This is a genomic window from Streptomyces sp. NPDC002537, from assembly GCF_053594975.1.
This window is the reverse complement of record NZ_JBSFWT010000006.1, coordinates 67,562-84,633: the sequence shown is the minus strand read 5'-3', so window position 1 is coordinate 84,633 and position 17,072 is coordinate 67,562. Positions and strand designations below refer to the sequence as shown.

At 74.1% G+C, this 17,072-nt stretch carries 8 protein-coding genes; 7 read left to right on the top strand and 1 reads right to left on the bottom strand.

Going from position 1 to position 17,072, the window contains the following annotated elements; translation table 11 throughout:
• The first annotated feature begins 192 nt into the window (after positions 1–192).
• The 6 genes from ACWD4A_RS04645 to ACWD4A_RS04620 are packed head-to-tail and all read left to right on the top strand — an operon-like array spanning position 193 to position 14,887.
• A complete protein-coding gene (locus ACWD4A_RS04645; protein ID WP_451189490.1) occupies positions 193–7,017 on the top strand; it encodes an SDR family oxidoreductase in 6,825 nt (2,274 codons plus the stop codon).
• A 2-nt stretch (positions 7,018–7,019) separates the two neighbouring features.
• Positions 7,020–11,534, top strand: a complete 4,515-nt coding sequence (locus ACWD4A_RS04640; RefSeq protein WP_451189488.1) for a beta-ketoacyl synthase N-terminal-like domain-containing protein — start codon at positions 7,020–7,022, stop codon at positions 11,532–11,534.
• Complete coding sequence (locus tag ACWD4A_RS04635; protein WP_451189486.1) at positions 11,531–11,851, top strand: acyl carrier protein; 321 nt, start codon at positions 11,531–11,533, stop codon at positions 11,849–11,851. Before ACWD4A_RS04640 ends, ACWD4A_RS04635 begins: the two co-directional genes overlap by 4 nt.
• Positions 11,848–12,642 (top strand): alpha/beta fold hydrolase, encoded by a 795-nt coding sequence (locus ACWD4A_RS04630; protein ID WP_451189484.1) that lies wholly within the window; start codon positions 11,848–11,850, stop codon positions 12,640–12,642. The genes ACWD4A_RS04635 and ACWD4A_RS04630 overlap by 4 nt, the downstream gene beginning before the upstream one ends.
• Positions 12,639–13,820, top strand: a complete 1,182-nt coding sequence (locus ACWD4A_RS04625) for a glycosyltransferase (protein WP_451189482.1) — start codon at positions 12,639–12,641, stop codon at positions 13,818–13,820. Before ACWD4A_RS04630 ends, ACWD4A_RS04625 begins: the two co-directional genes overlap by 4 nt.
• A complete protein-coding gene (locus ACWD4A_RS04620) occupies positions 13,817–14,887 on the top strand; it encodes a class I SAM-dependent methyltransferase (protein ID WP_451189481.1) in 1,071 nt (356 codons plus the stop codon). The genes ACWD4A_RS04625 and ACWD4A_RS04620 overlap by 4 nt, the downstream gene beginning before the upstream one ends.
• Before the next feature lie 11 nt (positions 14,888–14,898).
• Here the strand turns inward: ACWD4A_RS04620 and ACWD4A_RS04615 are convergent, their stop codons facing one another.
• Entirely contained in the window at positions 14,899–15,768 is an 870-nt protein-coding gene (locus ACWD4A_RS04615; protein ID WP_451189479.1) for a class II glutamine amidotransferase, read from the bottom strand.
• 200 nt (positions 15,769–15,968) lie between these two features.
• Here ACWD4A_RS04615 and ACWD4A_RS04610 point away from each other — a divergent pair, with 200 nt between their 5' ends.
• Positions 15,969–17,066 (top strand): alpha/beta hydrolase, encoded by a 1,098-nt coding sequence (locus tag ACWD4A_RS04610; protein ID WP_451189478.1) that lies wholly within the window; start codon positions 15,969–15,971, stop codon positions 17,064–17,066.
• Positions 17,067–17,072 lie beyond the last annotated feature (6 nt).

Sequence of the window (17,072 nt, the reverse complement as noted above, 5' to 3'; positions counted from 1 at the left end):
CGCTGACGGGATCCCCGTACATGCAACTGCGCGCCGCGGAACCGGACTTGCTCCTCCGGTTGTGGCGTGAAACGGTGATCCGGAACGTTATGCTGTGGGGAAGAGGCGACTGCAGAGGCGGGAGCGATCGCCCTTGCATCCGGCTCCTCCGGCATCGTTCAGATTCCGAGTCCCTGGTGGGGAGCCGCCTTCGTGGTGCAGACCGTTATCGGTGTCAGTCCGCTCGGAGAGGCCGACGCGCGGGTCGTCGCGGCCGTCCGCAGAGCCGGTGGGACCGGTGTCCTCGACCTCGGCAGCGGGGACCGCCGCGTCCGCGAGGCCCTCGCCCTCACCCGCCGCCGGACCGGCGGCGACTTCGGCGTGCGCGTCCCGGAGGACTGTGCGCTCCGCCCGGACGAGCTGTACGGCCCGGACGGCACGGGGCCGCACACCGTCCTGCTGGCCCCGGGCGTCGGACGGTTCGGGGGCGAGGGCCGTGGCGTCACCGTGCTGGCCGAGGTCCGCTCACGGGCCGAGGCCCGCGCCGCGGTACGGGCGGGAGCGGCCGGCATCGTCGCGCGCGGCGGCGAGTGCGGTGGACCGGCGGGTGAACTGTCCACCTTCGTACTGCTGCAACAGCTGCTCTCCGACCCGGAGACGGACGTCCCCGTCTGGGCGTGCGGCGGCATCGGGCCGAACACCGCCGCGGCGGCCGTCCTCGCGGGCGCCGCCGGTGTCGTGCTCGACGTACAGCTCGCGCTGCTGGAGGAGGCCGCCACCCCGCCCGCGCTCGCCCGCCTGCTGCGCGCGGCGGACGGCACCGGGACGGTCCTGGCCGACGGGCGGCGCCTGCTGGACCGCGACCGCCCCGGTGTCCCCGCCGAACTGCGCGACCGTCCCGTCCCGCTCGGACAGGACGCCTTCCTCGCCCGCCGCTTCGCCGCGGACCACCGCACGGTGGGCGCCGCCGTACGGTCCGTGCGCGAGAGCGTCGACCGGGCGCTGCGGGCCCCCGGCGCGGCGGAGGCTCTGCTTCCGGGGTCGGCCCTGAGCCGCTCGTTCGGCACCGCGCTCCCCGTCGCGCAGGGGCCGATGACGAGGGTCAGCGACCAGGCGCGGTTCGCCGCCGCCGTCGCCGAGGGCGGCGGCCTCCCGTTCATCGCGCTGGCCCTGGCCGGTCCGGAGCGGGCCAGGGCCCTCCTGGCGGAGACCAGGGCCGTGCTCGACGGGCGGCCCTGGGGCGTCGGCATCCTGGGCTTCGCGCCGGACGAGGTACGCGCCGCCCAACTGGAGGCCGTGCGTGAACTCCGGCCCACCCACGCCGTCCTGGCCGGTGGCCGCCCCGCGCAGGCCGCCGCGCTGGAAGCGCAGGGAATCCGCACCTTCCTGCAGGTCCCGACGCCCGGACTGCTCGGCCAGTTCCTCGACGCGGGGGCCCGGCGGTTCGTCTTCGAGGGTGCCGAGTGCGGCGGCCACGTAGGGCCCAGCAACTCCTTCCCGCTCTGGGAGGCCCAACTGGCCGTCCTGGAAGACTTCCTGGACACCCGGCCGGAACGGGGCGGGCGGCCGGGGATCGAGGTGCTCTTCGCGGGCGGGGTGCACGACGAGCGCTCGGCGGCGATGGTCGCGGCCCTGTCCGCCGGGCTCACCCGGCGCGGTGCCGCGGTCGGCGTCCTGATGGGAACCGCATACCTCTTCACCCGCGAGGCGGTGGAGTGCGGCGCGGTCCAGCCGCTCTTCCAGCGCACAGTGCTCACCGCGCGGAGCACCGTCCTGCTGGACACCGCACCGGGACACGTCACCCGCTGTGTACCGAGCCCGTTCACCGACACCTACCGGACACACCAGGAGGAGCTGCGCGAGCAGGGCGTCCCCAGACGGCAGGCCTGGGAACGGCTGGAGCGGCTCAACCTCGGGCGGCTGCGCATCGCCAGCAAAGGCGTCGAGCGCGTCGACGGCGAACTCCACGAGGTGGGCGAACGGCGGCAGTTCGACGAGGGCATGTTCATGGCCGGGGAGGTCGCGGTGCTGCGCGACACCACCACGACCGTCACCGAACTGCACCGCGACGTCACGGACCGCGCGGCCGCCTTCTACGAGCGGCGGGCCGCCGAACTGGGCGGTGCCGAGCCGTCCGGGGAGGCGGACGGCACGACGGCACCGGCCCCCGCGCCGCAGCCGCTCGACGTCGCGATCGTCGGCATGTCCGCCATGTTCCCCGGAGCCCCCGACCTGCCCGCCTACTGGGCCCAGGTGCTCGGCGGCGCGGACGCGGTGACCGAGGTGCCCGCCGACCGCTGGGACCCGGCCCTCCACCACGGCGAAGGGGCGCCCGCGCACGACGTCTCGGTCTCCCGGTGGGGCGGCTTCCTGCCGGAAATCCCCTTCGACCCGCTGCGGTTCGGCATCCCGCCGTCCTCGCTCTCCTCCATTGAACCCGTGCAACTGCTCGCCCTGGAAGCGGCTCGCAGAGCCCTCGCCGACGCGGGCTACGCACACCGGGACTTCCCGCGCGAACGCACCGGCGTGGTCTTCGGGGCCGAGGCCGGCAGCGACATGTCCCACGCGACCACGCTGCGCACCGTCCTGCCGTCCTACCTGGGCGGGCGGCTCCCGGAGGACCTGGCGGAGCAACTGCCCACCCTCACCGAGGACTCCTTCCCCGGGATGCTCGCCAACGTCATCTCCGGCAGGATCGCCAACCGGCTCGACCTCGGCGGGGCCAACTACACCGTGGACGCCGCCTGCGCCTCCTCCCTGGCCGCCGTCGACGTGGCCTGCAAGGAACTGGCGACGGGCGCGGCGGACCTCGTCCTGTGCGGCGGCGCCGACCTGCACAACGGCATCAACGACTACGTGCTCTTCTCGTCCGTGCACGCGCTGTCGCCCACCGGCCGCTGCAAGACCTTCGACGCCGGGGCGGACGGCATCGCGCTGGGCGAGGGCGTCGCCTGCGTGGTGCTCAAACGACTCGCCGACGCGCGGCGCGACGGGGACCGGGTCTACGCCGTCATCAAGGGCGTCGGCGCATCCAGCGACGGACGCTCCCGCGGCCTGACCGCGCCCCGGCCGGAAGGCCAGCGCGCGGCGCTGGAACGGGCCTACGCCCAGGCCCGGATCTCACCGGCCCGGGTCGGCCTGGTCGAGGCGCACGGCACCGGTACGGTGGTCGGCGACCGCACCGAACTCGACGTGCTCACCACGGTGTTCCAGGAGTCGGGCGCCGAGCCGGGCGGGTGCGTCATCGGCTCGGTGAAGTCGCAGATCGGCCACACCAAGTGCGCGGCCGGACTCGCCGGTGTCATCAAGACGGCCCTGGCGCTGTACACCGGGGTGCGCCCGCCGACCCTGCACGTCCGGCGGCCCAACCCGGCGTGGCGGCCGGAGAGCAGCCCGTTCGTCTTCCACGAGCGGCCCCTGCCCTGGGCCGAGCCGTCCGGCGAACGCGTCGGCGGGGTGAGCGCCTTCGGCTTCGGCGGCACCAACTTCCATGTGGTGATGCGGGGTTGCGACGGCGAGGCGCCGCCGCGACAGGCCGCCTACGCCTGGCCCGCCGAGCTGTTCCTCTTCCGCGGCCGGGCGGCGATCGAGGATCTGCTGCGGCTGACGGAGGCGAACGCGGCCCACGGGCCCGGCGGGACAGCCGCCGCGGACACGGAGGACACGACCCGCTGGCGGCCGTGGCGGCTCCGTGACCTGGCACGCACGGCGGCACGCCGGGCCGCGGACCCGGCCGCCGGTCCGGTCACCGCGGCCGTGGTCGCCTCCGGCCCCGCCGAGCTGACCGGGCTGCTGCGGGCCGCGCTGGCCGACCGGGCGGCCCCGGGCCTCTTCACGGCCGGGGCCGGGCCCACCGGCGGCAAGCTGGCCTTCCTCTTCCCGGGCCAGGGCAGCCAGCGGCCCGGCATGCTGGCGGACCTGTTCACCGCTTTCCCGGAGACGCACGGGCACCTGCGCCACGCCCCGGCCGCCGCGATGTTCCCGCCGGCCGCGTTCGACCCGGCCGTGCGGGACGCGCAGCGCGCCCGGCTCGCCGACACCCGCAATGCCCAGCCGGCCCTGGGCGCCGCCTGCCTGGCCGTCCACGACGTGCTGTCGGACCTGGGCATCCGCCCCGACATGGCGGCCGGCCACTCGTACGGGGAACTCGTGGCGCTGTGCGTGGCCGGCGCGTTCCCCGTCGAGGCGCTGCCGGAGCTGAGCGGGCTGCGCGCCGAGGCGATGGCGAGCGCCGCCGGGGGCGAGCCGGGCACCATGGCCGCCGTCACGGCGGGGGCGGCCGCGGTGGAAGCCGCGCTGGCCGAGGCCGGGCTGGCCGGGCAGGTGGTGGTCGCGGGCCACAACTCCCCGTCCCAGACGACGGTCTCGGGGCCGAGCCGGGCGGTGCGGCAGGGAATGGCCGCACTGGAGGACGCCGGCTTCCGCGTCCGCCCCCTCGACGTGGCGTGCGCCTTCCACAGCCCGATGATGGCCGACGCGGCGGAGACCTTCGCCGAGGCGCTCTCCTCCCGCCCCTTGCGGGCACCGGACATCCCGGTGTGGTCCGGCCTGACGGCGACCCGGTACCCGCCGGACACCGCCGAACTGCGGGCCAGCCTCGCCGGGCAGATCGTGGCACCGGTGCGCTTCGCCGAGCAGATCGAGGCGATGTACCAGGACGGCGCGCGGATCTTCGTCGAGGCGGGTCCGGGCACCGCGCTCACCGGTCTGGTGCGCGCCACCCTCGGCGACCGGCCGCACCTGGCCGTCCCCTTCGAGCCGCACGCCGAGGCAGGGCTGCGCGGCCACCTGGAGGCACTGGCCCGGCTCGCGGTCTCCGGCGGCGTCCAGGTCGACGCGGAAGCGCTGTTCGCGGGCAGGGACGCCGTGGTGGCCGAGCCCGGACGGACGCCGGAGCGCCCCGGCTGGATCGTGGACGGGCACCTGGTCCGCACCGCGGACGGCGGACTGCTCCCCGGCGGGCTGCGCCCGGCGCGGCGGATCGCGCCGCTGACCGCGGCCGACGGCCCGGGAGGGACCGGGCGGGTGGACCGCGAGGTCCTGCTCCAGGACTTCCTGCGCGGCAGCCGTGAGCTGATCGCGGCACAGCGGGACGTCCTGCTGACGTACTTCGGTGGGGCGGGCACGATCCCGCCGCAGGCCCCCGCGCCGGTGCGGGCCCCGGCCCCGGCTGTCATTCCGGCCCAGGCAGTGGAGACGGCAGAACCCGCCCGCCCCGCGGACACCGGCGAACCGGTGGACCTGCTGCGCACGGTGCTGTCGGTGATCAGCGAACGGACCGGCTACCCCATGGAAATGATCGATCCCCAGCTCGACCTCGAGGCCGACCTGAGCATCGACTCGATCAAGCGCACGGAGATCGCGGGCGAACTGGTGAAACGGCTGGGGGACACCGGGACCGGACCACGGATCCCGGAGGACGCGGACCTGGAGAGCCTGACCCGCGCACGGACCGCGGCGTCGATCGCCGAATGGATGACATCGCGCACGGACGGTCCCGCCGGGCAGGAGGCCGACGAGGACCCCGACCGGCACGGGAACCAGGAGCCGGACGACGCCATGGCCGCCGAACCCGTCGGAGTCGCACCCCGACGGTACGTGCCGCGGAGCGTGGCACTGGACGACGCGCCCGCACCGGACGGCTCCGCGACCCTGCGGGACCGGCGCTTCCTCGTGCTCGGCGGAAACACCGACATCGCCCGGACCCTCCTCGCCCGGCTCCGGGAGCACGGGGCACAGGCCACCCGTACCGACGGGAACCCCGGCCCCTCCGCCGTACCGCCCGACGGTGTGATCCTGCTGCCCGGCCCCGCAGGGGAGCCCGCCGCTCCGGTGCTGCCGGACGCCTTCCCCCTCCTGAAGGACCTCCTCGGACGCGGGCCGCGCCGGCTGCTGTACGTCCAGCCGGCCGACGACGGCGAACGGAACGACGGGCTGGGCGGTTTCTTCCGCACCGCCGCCCGCGAGTACCCGGACACGGTCGCCCGCCTGCTGTCCGTGCCCGCCGGGCGGGACCCCGACGGAGTGGCGGACGCGATCGTCGGGGAACTCCTCGCACCGGACCGGACGCCCGTCGTCGCACGCACCGTGGACGGCCGGCGGCTCGGCACCGAGCCGCAGGAGGCCCCGCTGGGCCCGCTGTTCACCGACGACGAGTCCACCGGGGCCCGGGCCGCCGAAGCCCTCGGGATCGGGCCCGAGTCCGTCCTGCTCTTCGCGGGCGGGGCCCGCGGCATCGCCGCGCGCGTCGCCGTCGCCCTCGCGGCGGCCTCCCGCTGCCGCGTCGAACTGCTCGGCCGTACCGGCATGGCCGCCGCTCCCGAGCCGCCGGAAACCGCGGGCATCATCGGACGCGTCGCACTGCGGGCCGCACTCGCCGCGCGCGGCGGGCTCCGTCCCGCGGAGATCGAGCGGGAAGCGGGCCTCATCCTGGCCCGCCGCGAGATCGAGGCGACCCTCGCCGGGATCCGCGCGGCCGGCGGCGAGGGCGGATACCGTTCCGTCGACCTGCGGGACGCCGAGGCCGTCGAGCAGGCGGTCAAGGAGACCCACGCCCGCCACGGACGCATCGACGGCCTGGTGCACGCCGCCGGGGTCATCGAGGACCGGCTCATCGCCGACAAGGACCCGGCGTCCTTCGCCCGGGTCCACGGGACGAAGGCCGAGAGCGCCCGCGCCCTGTTCACCGCGTTGCGCCGACTCCCCGAACCACCGCGCTTCACTGTCCTGTTCGGCTCCGTCGCGGCCGTGCACGGCAACCGCGGTCAGGCGGACTACGCCGCCGCCAACGACGCCCTCGCCGCCCTGGGCAGACAGTGGCACCTCTCCACGGGCACCCGGGCACTCACCGTGCACTGGGGGCCATGGGCCCCGGACAGCGTGCACGGCGGGATGGTCGGCCCGGAACTCGCCCGGGAGTACGCCCGGCGCGGCATCGGCCTGATCGACCCGAGAGAGGGGACACTCGCCCTGCTGCGCGAACTGACCTGGGGCGACGACGACACCTGCGAGGTCGTCTACGCCGCTCCGGGGTGGTGACGGTGAACCCCGGGCCGCCCGGGACCCCGGCGCAGGAGCCGGTGGCCGTCGTCGGCATGGCGGTCACCCTGCCCGGCGCGGACGACCTGGACCGGTACTGGCACAACCTCCTCACCGGCGTGGACGCCATCTCCGAGGTGCCGCCGGGGCGTTGGGACCAGGACGAGTACCGCTCCGGCGCCGTCTACTGCCGGCGCGGCGGATTCGTCGACGACCGGCTCCCCGGCTTCGACCCCGCCGCCTTCGGCATCATGCCGGACTCCGTCCCCGCCACCGAGCCCGACCAGCTGATCGCCCTGCGCACGGCCGCCGCCGCGATCGCCGACGCGGGCGGCCTCGCCGCCGCCGATCCCGCGCGGGTCGGAGTGGTGCTGGGCCGCGGCGGCTATCTGACGGCCGGTCTTGCCCGGCTCGACCAACGGGTCCGCACCGCAGGCCAGTTGACCCGCACCTTACGGGAGCTGCTGCCCGAGCTCGGCGAGGAGCGGCTGGCCCAGGTCCGCACCGCCTTCGAGGAGGCCCTGGGACCGGACAGCCCCGACGCGGTCATCGGCCTGGTCCCCAACTTCACCGCCTCGCGCATCGCCAACCGGCTGGACCTGCGCGGCCCCGCCTACACGGTCGACGCCGCCTGCGCCTCCTCACTGCTGGCGGTCGGACAGGCGGTGGGCGAACTGGCCGCGGGACGCTGCGACGTGATGCTCGCCGGAGGCGTGCACCACTGCCACGACGTGACCCTGTGGTCGGTGTTCGCCCGGCTGGGAGCACTCTCCCGCACCCAGCGGATCCGCCCCTTCCACCGGGACGCCGACGGCGTGCTGATGGGCGAGGGCACCGCGGTGGTCGTCCTCAAACGGCTCGCCGACGCGGTGCGCGACGGCGACCGGGTGTACGCGGTGGTGCGCGGCACCGGGGTGGCCGGTGACGGGCGGGCCGCGGCCCTGGTGAACCCGGACCCCGACGGCCAGACCCGGGCGGTCCGGCAGGCCTGGGCGGCCGCCGGGGTGGACCCCACGGCCCCGGGGGCGATCGGCCTGCTGGAAGCGCACGGCACGGGAACCCCCAACGGGGACGCGGCCGAAATCACCACACTGCTCCGGGTGTTCGGCCCCTCGCGAAGCGGCGCCGACGGCCGCGAACCGGACGCGGTGATCGGCTCGGTCAAGTCGATGATCGGCCACACCATGCCGGCGGCGGGCGCGGCGGGTCTGGTCAAGGCCGCCCTGGCCCTCCACCACCAGGTGCTCCTGCCCACCCTGCACTGCGAGGACCCCCACCCCTCCCTGCTCGCCACCCGCTTCCGCCCCTCCCCGGCCGCCCGCCCCTGGGACGCCGAGGTGCGCCGGGCCGGGGTGAACGCGTTCGGCTTCGGCGGCATCAACGCCCACGTGGTCCTGGAGGAATTCCTCCCCACGACAAGCACGACAAGGAAGAGAAGACCCGCCTCCCCGTCGCTGCGAGTCGCCGAGCCCGAACCCGTCCTGCGGATCGCGGCGGACACCACGGAGGGACTGCGCGCGGCGCTCGAAGCCGAGGACACCCACCTCCGCGCCGGAGGGGACATCGGCAACGGGAGCACCCGGCTGGCCGTGGCCGGGCCCGGGGCCGAACGACTCGCGCTGGCCCGCAAGGTGGTCGCCCGCGGCCGGGCCTGGGGCGGCCGCCGCGAGGTGTGGTTCGCCCCCCGGCCACTGCTCGGACCGGCAGGCGGCGGCCGCACCGTCTTCCTCTTCCCCGGCCTGGAGGCCGGGTTCACACCCCAGGGCGAGGACATCGCCCGCCACTTCGGACTGCCCCGGCCCACCTGGCAGCAGGCCCGGGTCGGCGCCGTGGCCGAGCACGGCGCCGGTGTCGTCGACGCCGGGCGGCTCCTGGCCACCGCGCTGCGCCGAGCCGGTGTCACCCCCGACGCCCTGGCCGGGCACAGCGTGGGGGAGTGGACCGCCATGGCCGTCGGCGGGATCTTCGCCGACAAGGAAGTGGACGCCTTCCTGAGGGACTTCGACCCCTTGGCCCTGCGGGTACCGGACCTGGTCTTCGTGACCTTCGGGGCACCCGCCGACCAGGTGGAGGCGGCCCTGGCCGGCGTCGACGAGGTCGTGCTCTCCCACGACAACGCCCCGCACCAGTCCGTGGTCTGCGGCCCCGCCGCCCAAGTGGAGAAAGTGACGGAACGACTGCGCCGGGACGGCGTACTCGGCCGTGCGCTGCCCTTCGAGTCCGGCTTCCACACGCCCATGCTGGAGCCCTACCTGGGGCCGATCCGGGAGGCGATGCGGCGCTTCACCCTGCACCGGCCCTCGGTGCCGGTCTGGTCGGGCACGACCTGCGCCCCGTTCCCGCACCGGGAGCCGGAGGTCCGTGAACTGGCCGTGCGCCACCTCCTGGAGCCGGTCCGGTTCCGCGGACTTGTCGAATCCCTCTACGCGGCCGGGTTCCGGGCCTTCGTCCAGACCGGCCAAGGCCAGCTGCCCGCCCTGACCGGCGACATCCTCGCCGGACGCGAGCACCTGGCGGTCACGGCCGCGGCCACCGGCGGCGACGGCCTGGGCCAACTGCGGCGGGCCGTGGCCGGGCTGTGGGCGTACGGGGCGGAACCCGACTCCTCCGCCCTGACCCCGGGCGGAGGCCGCACCACCGGGACCGTCCCGCCACCGCCGTCCGCGACCCCGGCCCGGCCGGGCGTACGGCTCGGCCTGGACGCCGGGCCCGTCCACCTCGAACCCGCCACCCGCGACCGGCTCCGTACGGTACTGCGCGGCGCGCTCACCGGCGGGGGGACGGCGGCACCCGGGGCCGGACAACTCGAGGACGCCGCACGGCGGTTCCCGGAGGCGGCAGAGCTGCGCGCCCTGCTGACCGAGACGGCCGACACGGCCGCGGCCCTCTTCGCGGCGCACGACCCACGCCGGACGGCTCCACCGGCCCCGGAAGCCAAGGCCTCCGGCCCGGCGGCGCCGCGCACCGCGGCGGACCCCGCCCGGACCACCACGGTCCGGATCGCCCTCGACACCATGCCGTACCTCACCGACCACTGCTTCTACCACCAGCGGCCGGACTGGCCCGATATCGCCGACCGCTGGCCCGTGGTCCCCGCGACCACCATGATCCAGCGCATGACCGAGGCGGTGGCCGCGCCCGGCACCGGCGTCACCGTCGCCGTCCGCGACGCCCGGTTCCTCGCATGGCTGGTCGCCGAACCGGCCGTCGACGTGACCACGACCGTCCGGACCGTCCCCGGCCGACCCGGCCGCCACACCGTGGAGTTCGGCCGGTACGCGCGCGCCGAGACCGAGACCGCCCCCTGCCATCCGGCACCGCCCGCCCGCTGGTCCGTCCCGGCCGGTGAGGAGGCGCCCACCGTCCCGGCCCGGCGGATGTACGACGAACGCTGGATGTTCCACGGCCCGCTCTTCCAGGGCGTCACCACGGTCACCGGGCTCGGCGCACGCCACGTCCGGGGCGTTATCACCGCACCGCCCGCACCCGGCGCACTCCTCGACAACGCCGGCCAACTCCTCGGCTACTGGCTGATGGCCACCCACCCCGACCGCACCGCCGTCCTGCCGGTCGGCATCCGCGAGATCCGCTTCCACGGCCCGGAACCCGCGGCGGGGGAGCGCCTCGACTGCCACGTCCGGATCACCTCCCTCACCGACACCCTGCTGGCAGCCGACATCCAGCTCGGCCACCGAGGAACCGTCTGGTGCGAGATCAACGGCTGGGAGGACCGCCGGTTCGACTCGCCACCCGCCACCGACGCCATCCGGCGCAGGCCCGAGCACAGCACCCTCGCCCGTATCCAGCCCGGCGGCTGGCACCTGGTCTTCGAGTACTGGCCCGACCCGGCCTCCCGCGAGCTCATGATGCGCAACATGCTGGGCGGCACCGAACGCGACGCCTACGCGGCCCGCCCGCCACGGGGCAGGCCGCAGTGGCTGCTCGGCCGGATCGCCGCCAAGGACGCCGTACGCCACCACCTGTGGCAGCACGGCGAAGGCCCGGTCTTCCCCGCCGAGATCCGGGTGCGCAACGACGACACCGGCCGACCGCACCCGGAAGGGGTCCACGGCCGGGAACTGCCGCCCCTGGACCTGTCCCTCGCCCACTGCGCGGAAGCCGCCGTCGCCCTGGTGCGCCCGGTCGGCGCCGCGCCCACCGGCATCGACATCGAGGAGATCACCGAGCGGCCGGAGGCGACCCGCGACGCGGTCCTGGCCCCCGAGGAGCTCCCCCTCTTCGGCCGGCTCGGCGGCGACGCGCGCGCCTTCGTCCGCTTCTGGACGGCCAAGGAGGCCGCGGCCAAGGCCGAGGGCACCGGACTGCGGGGCAGACCGCGTGACTTCCGCGTCACCGCCGCCGACGGTGACCGGCTGACGGTCCGGACGCCCTCCGGCCGCACCCACCCCGTGTCCCTCGCCGAGGTCGGCAATCCGGCGGGCCTGCGGCCCCGCCGCTACATCGTCGCCTGGACCGAGGACGCCCACCGGCAGCACCACGAGGAGAGTCCCTCATGACCACCACCCCCACGCCCGACGCCATCACCCCCCTCCCGGGGTCCGCGGCGTACGCTGCCCTCGCCGAGCTCACCGAGGCACTGCACGCCGTGCTCCCCGAGATCGTCCTCGAAGGCACGGCCGTCACCATGGACACCCGCTTCGTCGAGGACCTCGACCTGGAGTCCATCGACCTGGTCACCCTCACCGCCGAGCTCGGGCGCCGCTACGGCGGCCGGGTCGACTTCCCGGCCTTCTTCGCCTCCCTCGAACTCCCGGAGATCATCGGGCTCTCGGCCGGTCAAATGGTCCGCTACATCACCGGGCGCCTGGGGTGACGGCGGCCCGCCGCCCGCGCCTGAACGTCGCGCGCATCGGACCGCCCGCCGGGGACCCCGTCGTCCTGGTACACGGCATCGCCACGGACAACCTGACCAGCTACTACTTCACCGTGGCCCCGGTGCTCGCGGCGGCCGGACACGACGTGGTGATGTACGACCAGCGCGGCCACGGCCGCAGCGAACGCCCCGCCACCGGCTACCGCCTGGAGGACTTCGCCGGCGACCTCGCCGCCCTCCTCGACGACATGGACACCACAGGGCCGGTCCACCTGGTCGGGAACTCCTTCGGCGGCACCGTCGTCCTCGACTACGCCCTGCACCACCCCGACCGGGTCGCCAGCATTGTGGTCGTGGAGTCCGAACCGCCCACCGTGGCCTGGGCGGCGAAGATGAGCACCCTGCTGGCGGGCTCGGCGAACAGACTCCGTGACGAGCGGGCCCTGCCCTGGATCGAGCGCACCTACGGCCGGCACGCGGCCCGGCTGGTCCGCCGGGCCCGCCCGCTGCTGCAAGGGACGACGCTCGCCGCGGACGTCGCGGCCAGCCGCATACCCGCCGAGGAACGCTGGGGGAAACTCGACCTGCCCGTCCTCGCCGTGTACGGGGGCACCTCCGACCTCGCGGGTACGGCGCCCTGGCTGGAGTCCCTGCTCCCCAACTGCCGCACCCACCAAGTGGCGGGCCACGGCCACTCCGTGCTCGTGGGCGACCCACGGACCGTCGGGTCGCTCATGCTCGACTGGCTCGGGGCCGGACACCGGCATCAGGCGAAGGCCGTCCGCGTATGAGACGCTTCCTCTTCGTCGTGCCACCGCTCGTCGGGCACATCAACCCCGCCGTCGCGGTGGCCGCCGAACTCACCCGGCGCGGACACCGGGTCGCCTGGGCCGGACTACCGGGTCTCCTCGAAGAATTGGCGGGACCGGGAGCCGACATCCACCCCTGCGAGACACCCCGCGACCTGCACCGGCCTCCAGAACTGCGCGGGGTCGCGGCACTGCGCTTCCTGTGGCAGGACTTCCTCGGACCGCTCGCCATGGCGATGGCGCCCGGGGTGGAACGGGCGGTCGCCGCCTTCCACCCCGATGTGATCGTCGCCGACCAGCAGGCCCTCGCCGGAGCCCTGACGGCCGAACGGTCCGGCACCCCTTACGCCACCTCCGCCACCACTTCCGCCGAGTTCTCCGGCCCGCTCGCCGCAATGCCGAAGGTGGAGGAGTGGATCCGCGGGCTGCTGGGCGAGCTACGCGCCACGCTCGGCGACCCGTCCCGTACCCACGACCCCCGCTTCTCGCCGGACCTCGTCCTCGCCTTCACCACCACCGCCCTCACGGGCGAGTGCACCGCGCCTGCGCAGACCCGCTTCGTGGGCCCCGCTCTCGCTCGACGGCCCGAACCGGAACCCTTCCCCTGGGAGCGGCTGGACCCCGGCCGGCATACCGTCCTGGTCTCCCTCGGCACCGCCAACACCGACCTCGGCGCCCGCTTCCTCACCGAGTGCGCGGCGGCCGTACGGGAACGCGCGCGACACGTCCAGGCCGTCATCGCCGACCTGGGCGGGGCACTCGACGGCACCACGGACGACGCCGTGCTGGCCGTGCGACGGATGCCGCAACTCGCCCTGCTGCAAAGGGCGTCCGCGGTCGTCTGCCACGCCGGGCACAACACCGTCGCCGAGTCCCTGCTGCACGGGGTGCCGCTGGTCGTCGCCCCGGTCCGGGACGACCAGCCCGTGATCGCCGCACAGGTCACCACGGCCGGTGCCGGAATCCGTGTCCGGTTCGGCCGCAGCGACCGTCACGCGATCGGCGCCGCGCTGGACGGCGTGCTCACCGGCCCCCAGTACCGCGAGGCCGCCCGAGGGGTGGGGGAATCCTTCCGCGCCGCGGGAGGCGCCGCCGCGGCCGCCGCGCACCTCGAAGAATTCGCCGCGTCCACACGACAGGGAGAACCAGGAAAACCATGAACCGTACCCAGGAGGTCGCCCGGCTCCGCGTCGACTACCAGCGCGAACTCGCCCTCGGCACGGAACGCTTCCACGCGCCGAAACGCACCGAGTGCCCCTGGTGCGGATCCTCCCGGCTGCGCATCCGGCTGCGCACCGTCGACCTGCTCCAGCGCAAGCCCGGCACCTTCGTGATCGACCAGTGCCGTGACTGCTCCCATTCCTTCCAGAATCCTCAACTCACGCCCGAGGGGCTGGACTTCTACTACCGGGACTTCTACGACGGCCTGGGAGCCGACCTGGCGGAATGGGTCTTCGCGGGCAGCGGCAACCGCAAGCGCTACCTCGCCAGTGCCCGCGCCCTCCTCCCGTTCGGCGCCCCCCGCCACTGGCTCGACGTCGGCACCGGGCACGGGCACTTCCCCCAGTCGGCCAGGACGGTGCATCCGGACACCGTCTTCGACGGTCTCGACGTCAGCGGGGGAGTCGACGAGGGCAAGCGCCAGGGCCGGATCGCCGAGGCGCACCGCGGCCTCCTCACCGACCTCGCCCCCAAGCTGGAGGACAGGTACGACACGGTGAGCATGTTCCACTACCTGGAGCACACCATCGACCCGCGCGCGGAGCTGACCGCCGCCCGGACGGTCCTCGCCCCCGGCGGTCACCTGATCATCGAGGTCCCCGACCCGGAGTCCGCGATGAGCGGGATCCTGGGCCGCTGGTGGATGCCGTACTTCCAGCCCCAGCACCTGCACCTCATCCCGCTCGCCAACCTCCGCAGCGAACTGGAATCACTCGGCTACACCGTCGTCGCCGTCGAACGGCACGAGCCGCACATCCCGTTCGATCTCACCGGCGCCGCGGTCCTCGCCCTCGCCTACGCCCTGCCGACCGCCGACGACCCCTGGCACCCCGGCCCGCCCAGCGGTCTCCAGCGGAGAGCCCGTACGGCCCTGTTCTGGTCGGCCGTCCCCTTGCTGGCCGGTGTGTACGGCGCGGAACAGCTGCTCGCCCCGCTCCTCCGCCGGACGCGGCTCTCCAACGCGTACCGGATCGTGGCACGCAACGGAGCCGCCGCACGTCCGTGACGCGCGGCGGATCAGCCCGCCTTCTGGGAAGTGGCGGCCTCGGGCCGCAGATCGTCCAGGGACAGTCGGTGGGCCGGCGGGTCGCGCAGCACCACCTGGCTGGTGATGCCGAGGCGGGGGCCGACGTGGAGCAGCTCACCGGATTCCATCGGACGCCAGCGAGGGTTGTCGTCCATGCGTTCACTGGCGACCACGACCGCGGGGGTGCCCGCCAGGTCCTGTGAGTGGACGCGCATACGGCCCTTGGTGCCGCTGTGGTCGAGGTGCCGGTCACCGTGCTGGCCTCCGGCGTCGCGATCGAGGACGTACAACTGGTGGGCTTCGGGATAGCGCAGGGCCCACAGTTCGTCACGCGTCGTGAGAACGAGGTTGAGGGAGTAGACGGGCAGGCGCCGGGCGATCCAGCGGGCCGCGTGCTCGATCCCGGCGGCGACATCGCCTCCGTGCGCCTCGATCTCGCGGGTGATCAGCGCGAAGAACCGCTCGGAGTCGGTGTCGCCCGCGACCTGTTCCAGATCCTCCCCCAGTTCGGCGTCGAGCTCGTCCAGGCCCTCGATGACGCCGTTGTGCGCGAAGAGCCTGCCCTGCTGGAGGAAGGGGTGGGTGTTGCGGCCTTCCAGGCTCCCCGTCGAGGCGAAGCGCACATGGGCGAGGAAGGTGGTCGACTCGACGTGTCTGGCCTCCTGGGCGAAGCGGCGGTCCTGGTACGCGGCGATGGGCGCCTTGCGCAGCTGCGGGACGCCCTGGGCGTCGAAGTAGCCGAGACCCGTTCCGTCGGGATCCCGGTGGCTCTGTCTGCTGAGGCTGTCCGGGGCGTCCAGCAGCCAGAAGGTGGCGTGCGTGCGTACGGGCGCGCTGCTCAGGCCGAATAGTCGGCACATGGGGGGCTCCTCGTCCGTCTGTCGGTCCCTTTGCCGCTCGGCGTACCCCGGCGACGAGGCGTGAACCGTCCCGCCGGGACAGGGCACCACCCGGCTCCCGCCCTCTTAAAGGACTCTTAGCAGGGCTTGAGATACATGGTCGGAGTTATCCCCAGGGGCTGCCCCGCGCCCAGGTACCAGCACGATCCGGAGTACACACGATGACACGCCCCGATACCGAAACTCCCCGTTCCGAGGGCCGCCGCCGCGGCTCCCGCACCAAGCGCTGGGTCGTCGCGTCGGCTGTGACGGTCGTGCTCGGGCTGGTCGCGTGGCCGGTGCTCGACTACGCCGGGGTGTTCTCCGACAAGGGCGATCCCATCAGCTTCGGCCAGGACGGCAAGCCGGGCGGGACGGGCAGCGGCAAGGTGTCCCTGCCGACGGGGCCGGAGGCGAAGTTCACCGTCTCGGGCACGGTGCCGGAAGACGGCAGCAAGATCGCGGTCACCGAGTACGCGGGCAAGAAGTCCGGATTCAAGGGGAAGGTCTGGGTCTGGGTCCCGCCGCAGTACAAGGACCCCAAGTACGCGAAGAGCGGGTTCCCTGTGATGATCGCGCTGCCCGGTGGCGCCGGGTACCCGAACAACTACTGGATGGGCACCGACCTCAAGCTGGAGGCGAGCATCTCCAAGTGGTCGCAGGAGGGCAAGAGCCTGCCGTTCATCGTGGTCATGCCGGTGCTCAACCCCGAGGACCACGACAAGGACGCCAAGGATCCCAAGGCGGGCCAGTACTGGGACGGCAGCGACATCCCCGGCCAGCCGAAAATGGGTACCTGGCTGACCGAGGACGTCCCGGACCTGGTCAAGGAGAACTTCCGCACGATCGACTCCCGCGACGGCTGGGCCTTCATGGGATCCTCCACCGGCGGTTTCGCGGGCCTGAAGTCCGTGCTGCAGAAGCCCGACAAGTTCAAGGCCGTCATCGCCTCGGGGCCGGACATCGTTCCGGACTCCCGGCTGTGGGCCGGCCACGGCAAGGAGAAGGCCGCCAACAATCCGAAGGTGCTCGCCCCCGAACTGATCCGGGCCGGGGGCCCGGACGTCTACCTCGGCTTCCAGGTCGGCACCAAGGAGACCTCCGCCATGCCCCCGATCGAGGACTTCGTGCAGCAGTACACCAAGGGCCCGGTCCACACCAAGCTGAGTGTCATACAGGGCGGCAGCCACAACGCGAAGACATATGTGCCGAACATGGAGACGGGCGGCCTGATCCAGTGGATCAGCGAGCACATGCAGGGCCCCGTCCCCTCCTCCTGACCCGGG

Excerpts from the sequence above, each read along its gene's own strand:
- ACWD4A_RS04635 (WP_451189486.1), top strand. The coding sequence starts at position 11,531 with ATGACCACCACCCCCACGCCCGACGCCATCACCCCCCTCCCGGGGTCC.
- ACWD4A_RS04625 (WP_451189482.1), top strand. The coding sequence starts at position 12,639 with ATGAGACGCTTCCTCTTCGTCGTGCCACCGCTCGTCGGGCACATCAAC.
- ACWD4A_RS04620 (WP_451189481.1), top strand. The coding sequence starts at position 13,817 with ATGAACCGTACCCAGGAGGTCGCCCGGCTCCGCGTCGACTACCAGCGC.
- ACWD4A_RS04615 (WP_451189479.1), bottom strand. The coding sequence starts at position 15,768 with ATGTGCCGACTATTCGGCCTGAGCAGCGCGCCCGTACGCACGCACGCC.
- ACWD4A_RS04610 (WP_451189478.1), top strand. The coding sequence starts at position 15,969 with ATGACACGCCCCGATACCGAAACTCCCCGTTCCGAGGGCCGCCGCCGC.